We start from the raw sequence: 6084 nt of genomic DNA, 5'->3' as shown, positions 1-6084 counted from the left end.
GATCATCAAGGTCTTCCACGCCGCCCGTCAGGACGTCGAGATCTTCAACCGCCTGGGCGCCATGCCCAAGCCCATGTTCGACACCCAGGTCGCCGCCATGGCCGCCGGCTTCGGCGATCAGGTCAGCTATGAGCAGCTGGTCCGTCAGATGCTGCGCCAGGAACTGGACAAGGGCAGCCGTTTCACCGACTGGGCGCGCCGCCCGCTGTCGGACGCGCAACTGGTCTATGCCCTGGGCGACGTGACCCACCTGGCCGCCCTCTATCCCAAGCTGCGGGATCGGCTGCAGAAGGAAGGCCGTCTGGACTGGGTCATGTCCGAAATGGGCGCCCTGACCGATCCGGCCCTCTATGACACCACCCCCGAGAACGCGTGGAAGCGGCTGAAGCCCAAGAAGTTCAGCGCCAAGTACCTGGCCGCCTTTGTCGCCACCGCCGTCTGGCGCGAGCGCGCGGCGCAGGAACGCGATCAACCGCGCGGCCGCATCCTGAAGGATGAAGGCATCGACGAAATCGCGGTTCAGGCCCCGACCGATCCCGAGGCCTTCAACCGCCTGCGCTCGGTGCCCAAGGGCTTCGGCGGTTCGCGGCTGGGTCTGGAGCTGGCCGCCGAGCTGAAGCGCGTCCTGGCTGATCCGGAAGCTCATGCGCCCAAGCTGGAGCGCCCGGCGCACAGTCAGCCGGCTCCGCCCTCGGTGGTGGAACTGCTGAAGGTGCTGCTGAAGGCCAAGAGCGACAACGCCGGCGTGGCCACCAAGCTGATCGCCAACGTCGCCGATCTGGAAAAGATCGCCAACGACGACAACGCCGACGTCGAAGCCATGAAGGGCTGGCGCCGTCAGCTGTTCGGGGACGACGCCCTGAAGCTGAAGAAGGGCGAGATCGCCCTGGTGCTGAACGGCTCGCGCGTCGAAGTCGTTGAGATCGAAGGCTAGAGCTTATGGGGCCGGCGGCGACGCCGGCTCCCACAGCTCGATCGGATTGCCCTCGGGGTCATGGATGCGCGCAAAGCGTCCGATCTCGGGGGTCGCGTCCCATTCCGGCTTGGTGATGACCTCAATCCCGGCCGCCTTCAGCGACGCGATCAGGTCGTCCAGCCCCTCGACCCGCAGGTTCAGCATCCAGCGGTGGTCAGCAGCGAAATAGTCGCTGTCTTCCTTGAACGGGGCGAAGACCGTCGGTCCCGCTTGCTGGTTCCAGATCCAGACGTTCTCCGGCGCCCCGACGCCGAGGTGGGTCAGATACCAGTCGGCCAGGGCTTTGGTGTCCTTGGAGCGGAAGAAGAAACCGCCGATTCCGGTGACTGGCATGGTCGTTCCCTAGATTTTGAGGGTCAGGTTCATGGCTTCGGCCAGGGCCTTGGCGCGGCGGCGGGTCTGTTCGCCCAGCAGCATGTCGGCGTAGCCCTCGGCCGCCGTGATGCGCAGCGAGCCCTTCTCGACCGTGGCGGCGGCGTTGGCCAGCAACTGCGGCGAGCGGCCGGACAGGTCGCAGGCCAGCCGCATGGCCAGGCCCAGGGCGCGGGCGCGCTTCTGGCCGGATGCCGACAGCAAACGATCCACGGCGCCGGGCGACGGCGTCCTGGCCTCGCCGCCGTAACGGGCGTTCATCGCCACCGCCAGGAAGGCGCGTTCGGCATGGGTCTGGCCCGGAATGGGCGAGCGCAGCACCTGATCAAAGACCAGATCGACGCGGTGATCGGGGTGCAGGCGTGCGCCGAGGTCGGCCAGACGACAGACCGAGGCGGTCAGCAGGGCGTCGCGCTCCTCGCCAAAGGCTTCGGGCATGGCCGAGACGACGGGCTGCAGCCAGCCGTCCAGCGCGCGGGGCAGGGCCGGGTCCACGCCTTGCCGCCCGCCCCAGGCCGAACAGCCGGCGAGCAGCGGGTCGACCGCCGCCATCTCAGGCGACAGACCGGCGTAGAGCAGGCCCTCGCGCACGCCCCAGGCCGAGAAGGTCACGGACTTCAGACCCAGCGCGTCGATCAGTCCATCCAGCACCAGGGCGGCGTAAGGCAGGGTTTCGGCCCGGCGCTTGGACACGCCCGGCAGCTTCTCCAGCGAGGCCTTGGACTGGCGCGCCACGAGCCGGGCCAGATCGCGCGCGTCGGCGGCGGTCATGGCGTATTCGTGCACGATCCGCAGCGGGTGGTCGGTCTGGGCCATGTGCATCTGGGCCAGGCTGCGCCAGGCCCCGCCGACGGCGTGCAGGGCGTCCGTGGCGTAGACGTCGGCCACCGGCGCCAACCGCTTGGCGATGCGCGAGCGCAGACGATCGACGTCGAACCCCTTGGGATCGGCCAGGGCGAAGGGGCCGAGCGGCAGGGTGACGCCCTTGTCCAGCGGGCGGTTGCGGCCGCCGTCGCCGATGCGGGTCAGCTCCAGACTGGCGCCGCCCATGTCGGCGGCGACGCCGCTGGAGCCCGGCGCGCCGGCCAGGACGCCGAGGGCGGAATAGCGGGCTTCTTCCTCGCCGCTGAGCACGCGGACCTGGAGGCCGGTTTCGGCGGCCACGCGGGCGCAAAATTCGGCGCCGTCCTCGGCCTCGCGAACGGCGGCGGTGGCGGCGACGATGGTCTGATCGGGCTGAACGCCCTCGATGACGGCGGCGAAGCGGCGCAGGGCCGTCATGGCCGAGACCACGCCCGGCACGGACAGGCGCCGGGTCGCGGCCAGATCACGACCCAGACCGGCCAGGACCTTTTCATTGAACATGGTCCAGACCGCCCGGCCTTCCAGCCGGTAAAGGACCAGACGGACTGAGTTGGAACCGATGTCGATGACCGCGATCTGACGCGACGGATATTCGGCCTCGACGCCCATCAGCGGCGCTTCCGGGGCTTGAGGCCGGAATAGGACAGGGCGCCGGGCAGGGTCTTCACCTTGCGGCCGCGGCCCGACAGGCTGGGATTGGTCATGAAATATTTGTGAGCCGAGAAGGGACGTTCAGGACCGGAGGGCGTGACGCGGCGATAGGTTCCGTCCGCCGCCAGGGTCCAGCTCTGAGCGTCGTCCTTCAGGTTGGCGACCATGATCTGATCCAGCACCTGATCATGGACCGTGGCGTTCAGGATGGGCGTCATCAGCTCGACGCGGCGGTCCAGATTGCGCGGCATCCAGTCGGCGGACGAGATGAACAGCTTGGCCTTGTTGCTGGGCAGGTCGTGGCCGTTGGCGAAGGCGACGATGCGGCTGTGTTCCAGGAAGCGGCCGACGATCGACTTGACCCGGATGTTCTCCGACAGGCCCGGCACGCCGGGGCGCAGGCAGCAGATGCCGCGGATGACCAGTTCGATGCGCACGCCCCACTGGCTGGCGCGATACAGGGCGTCGATGATCTCGGGATCGACCAGGGCGTTCATCTTGGCCCAGATGGCGGCGGGCTTGCCCTTGGCGGCGGCCGACATCTCCTTGCCGATCATTTCCAGCAGGCTGGTCTTCATGTTCAGCGGCGAGACGACCAGCGCCTCCAACTCGTCCGGCGCGGCATAGCCGGTGATGTAGTTGAACACCCGCGTCGCGTCGCGCCCCAGGACGGGATCGCAGGTGAACAGGCTGAGGTCGGTGTAAATCTTGGCCGTCGTCGGGTGATAGTTGCCGGTGCCGAAGTGGCAGTAGGTGCGCAAGGAATCGCCCTCGCGCCGCACCACGACGCTCAGCTTGGCGTGGGTCTTGTACTCGACGAAGCCGAAGACGACGTGGACGCCCGCCCGCTCCATCTGCCGCGCCCAGCGCAGGTTGGCCTCTTCGTCAAAGCGCGCCTTCAGTTCGATCAGGGCGGTGACGTTCTTGCCGTTTTCGGCCGCCTCGATCAGGGCGGCGACGATGGGGCTGTCCTTGGAGGTGCGGTAAAGCGTCTGCTTGATGGCGATGACGTTAGGGTCGCGCGCCGCCTGACGCAGGAACTGCACCACCACGTCGAAGCTCTCGAACGGGTGGTGGATCAGCATGTCCTTTTCGCGCACCGCCGCGAAGATGTCGCCGCCGTTGTCGCGCACCCGCTCGGGGTAGCGCGGCTCATAGCCCTTGAACTTCAGGTCGGGGTGGCCGCCGGGGATCAGTTCGGCCAGTTGCGCCAGCCCCAGCATCCCCTCGACCAGAACCACGTCCTGCGGCTGGGCGTGCAGTTCGGCGATGATGAAGTCGCGCAGGTCCTCGGGCATGGAGGCCTGGATCTTGATGCGGACGACCGAGCCCATGCGGCGCTGCTTCAACGCCTCCTCGAACTCCATGACCAGGTCTTCGGCCTCTTCCTCAATCTCGATGTCCGAGTCGCGGATCAGACGGAACAGGCCCTTTTCCAGGATCTCGCAGCCAGGGAAGAGGTGGTCGATGAACAGCAGCAGCAGGTTTTCCAGCGACACAAACCGCTTGCGGCCCGGCGTCGAGCGGCCGTCGGTGGCCAGGGCCCAGAAGCGCCGCACCTGCGTCGGCACGGGGACCAGGGCGTAGAGGACGCGGTTGTCGCTGTTCCGCCGCAGCTTCAGCGCCAGCGAGAACCCCAGGTTGGGCAGGAAGGGGAAGGGGTGGGCCGGGTCGATCGCCATCGGCGTCAGAACGGCGAACAGCTGATTGAGGAACTCGGGCTCCAGTCGTTCGCGCTCGGTGCGGGTGATCTTGCCGCCGTCCACGACCTCGATCCCGGCGGCGGCCATCTCCTTGCGCAGGACGCGCCAGCGGCGCTGCTGCTCGGCCATCAGGCCGCCGGCGGCGGCGTTGACCTGTTCCAGCTGCTCGGCGGGCGTCAGGCCGTCGGGCGAGACGACGCGGACGCGTTCGCGGACCTGGCCCTTCAGGCCCGCCACGCGGGTCATGAAGAACTCATCCAGGTTGTTGGCCGAGATCGACAGGAAGCGGACCCGCTCCAGCAGCGGATGACCCTCGTTGGCGGCTTCTTCCAGCACGCGTCCGTTGAAGGCCAGCCATGACAGCTCGCGGTTGATGAAACGCTCGGGCGAGGTCATCAGCGCCTCGGACAGCTCCAACTGCGGGGCGCGCGAGGAAGGGACTTCCTCGCCAGTGGTGTCGACGGCGATGGGCGCGATTTCAGTCATTTGATTGTTGTCGCGCGGCCCTGTGACGGCTGCAACCGCGATGTGGCGCAATCAGTCAGACAGTTCGTCGCTGTCTTCCAGCACCTGACGGGCCAGGACGCGCGTGACCGGGCGGTGGAAGGCGTCAAGCTGGTCGACGATCCGTTCGACGGAATCAGCCGAGCGGTCGATGCGGCGGGCTAGGTATTCGACGACGTCCTCGCCGGGCGTGATGTTTCGTGTGGCGAAGGCCCGTCTGAGCATGGCCCCCAGCACGGCGTCGTCAGGCGCTTCGATTCCCACGGTGCGGATGGCGTTAAGGCGCGAGCGCAGGTCGGGCAGGTCGCAGACCCAGGCCGCCGGCGGATCGCGCGACACCAGCAGCAGGGCGCCGCCGCCGGACTGGGTTAGGTTGAACAGGTGGAACAGGCTCTCGTCGTCGGCGTCCTGGGCGCGGTCCAGCAGGACGAACTGGCCCTCAAGCTCCAGCGGATCGACCAGGGCGGCCTCGGCTCCGTGCAGGGCGACGGCGCCGGTGCGCTCGACCCAGGCGGCGGCCAGATGGCTCTTGCCGCTGCCCGGCGGGCCGAAGATCGACAGGACCGAACCGGCCATCTCGGGCCAGGTCGCCAGCACCGAGGCCGCCGCCGAATTGGATTCGGACACGACGAAATCCGCCGCGCGTTGCGACGCCTCCTGCCGCAGGGGCAGGCGCAGTTGCTGGATGTCGGAACCGAGTGCGGTCATGAGCAGACCATAGCAGAGGCCGTCCAGCGCGCTGTGGGCAGGTTCCCGGCGGCGGTGGACAACCACGCGGCGCTGTGGATTTAGCCGCCAGCCTTGACTTTCCGGGGCGATGATGGGCCTTTCGCCCCTCCTAATTCACGCTGTTCTCCAGCCGTTTTCAGACGAATCCGATCATGCACGCCTATCGCACCCATACCTGCGGCGCCCTCCGTTCGACGGATGCGGGCGCGAATGTTCGTCTGTCGGGCTGGGTTCACCGCAAGCGCGACCACGGCGGCCTGCTGTTCATCGACCTGCGCGACCACT

Annotated in this window: 6 protein-coding genes; 2 read left to right on the top strand and 4 right to left on the bottom strand. The window is 67.9% G+C overall.

What is annotated here, in order from left to right; translation table 11 throughout:
- A partial coding sequence (gene rnd, locus VGE49_RS08980; RefSeq protein WP_331034216.1) for a ribonuclease D occupies window positions 1–934 on the top strand: 934 nt, incomplete at its 5' end.
- A 3-nt stretch (window positions 935–937) separates the two neighbouring features.
- Here rnd and VGE49_RS08975 read toward each other — a convergent pair.
- From VGE49_RS08975 to VGE49_RS08960, 4 genes are read right to left on the bottom strand one after another with little or no spacing between them, the layout of a single operon-like run.
- Window positions 938–1309: a VOC family protein gene (locus VGE49_RS08975; protein ID WP_331034215.1), complete on the bottom strand. Its 372-nt coding sequence runs from the start codon at window positions 1307–1309 to the stop codon at window positions 938–940.
- Between the two features lie 9 nt (window positions 1310–1318).
- Window positions 1319–2821: a Ppx/GppA phosphatase family protein gene (locus tag VGE49_RS08970; RefSeq protein ID WP_331034214.1), complete on the bottom strand. Its 1503-nt coding sequence runs from the start codon at window positions 2819–2821 to the stop codon at window positions 1319–1321.
- The gene (locus tag VGE49_RS08965; RefSeq protein WP_331034213.1) at window positions 2821–5052 is read right to left on the bottom strand and encodes an RNA degradosome polyphosphate kinase; all 2232 of its coding nucleotides are present in this window, start codon (window positions 5050–5052) and stop codon (window positions 2821–2823) included. The genes VGE49_RS08970 and VGE49_RS08965 overlap by 1 nt, the downstream gene beginning before the upstream one ends.
- Window positions 5053–5103: 51 nt before the next feature.
- Complete coding sequence (locus tag VGE49_RS08960) at window positions 5104–5778, bottom strand: P-loop NTPase family protein (RefSeq protein WP_331034212.1); 675 nt, start codon at window positions 5776–5778, stop codon at window positions 5104–5106.
- A 173-nt stretch (window positions 5779–5951) separates the two neighbouring features.
- Between VGE49_RS08960 and VGE49_RS08955 the strand changes: the two genes are divergently transcribed.
- Window positions 5952–6084: OB-fold nucleic acid binding domain-containing protein (locus VGE49_RS08955; protein WP_331034217.1), on the top strand; the 133-nt coding region annotated here is incomplete at its 3' end.

The organism is Brevundimonas sp. (assembly GCF_036405315.1).
GTDB lineage: Bacteria > Pseudomonadota > Alphaproteobacteria > Caulobacterales > Caulobacteraceae > Brevundimonas.
The sequence above is the reverse complement of the archived record's forward strand: the minus strand, read 5'-3'. Positions and strand labels throughout refer to the sequence as shown.

Excerpts from the sequence above, each read along its gene's own strand:
- VGE49_RS08975 (WP_331034215.1), bottom strand. The coding sequence starts at position 1,309 with ATGCCAGTCACCGGAATCGGCGGTTTCTTCTTCCGCTCCAAGGACACC.
- VGE49_RS08970 (WP_331034214.1), bottom strand. The coding sequence starts at position 2,821 with ATGGGCGTCGAGGCCGAATATCCGTCGCGTCAGATCGCGGTCATCGAC.
- VGE49_RS08965 (WP_331034213.1), bottom strand. The coding sequence starts at position 5,052 with ATGACTGAAATCGCGCCCATCGCCGTCGACACCACTGGCGAGGAAGTC.
- VGE49_RS08960 (WP_331034212.1), bottom strand. The coding sequence starts at position 5,778 with ATGACCGCACTCGGTTCCGACATCCAGCAACTGCGCCTGCCCCTGCGG.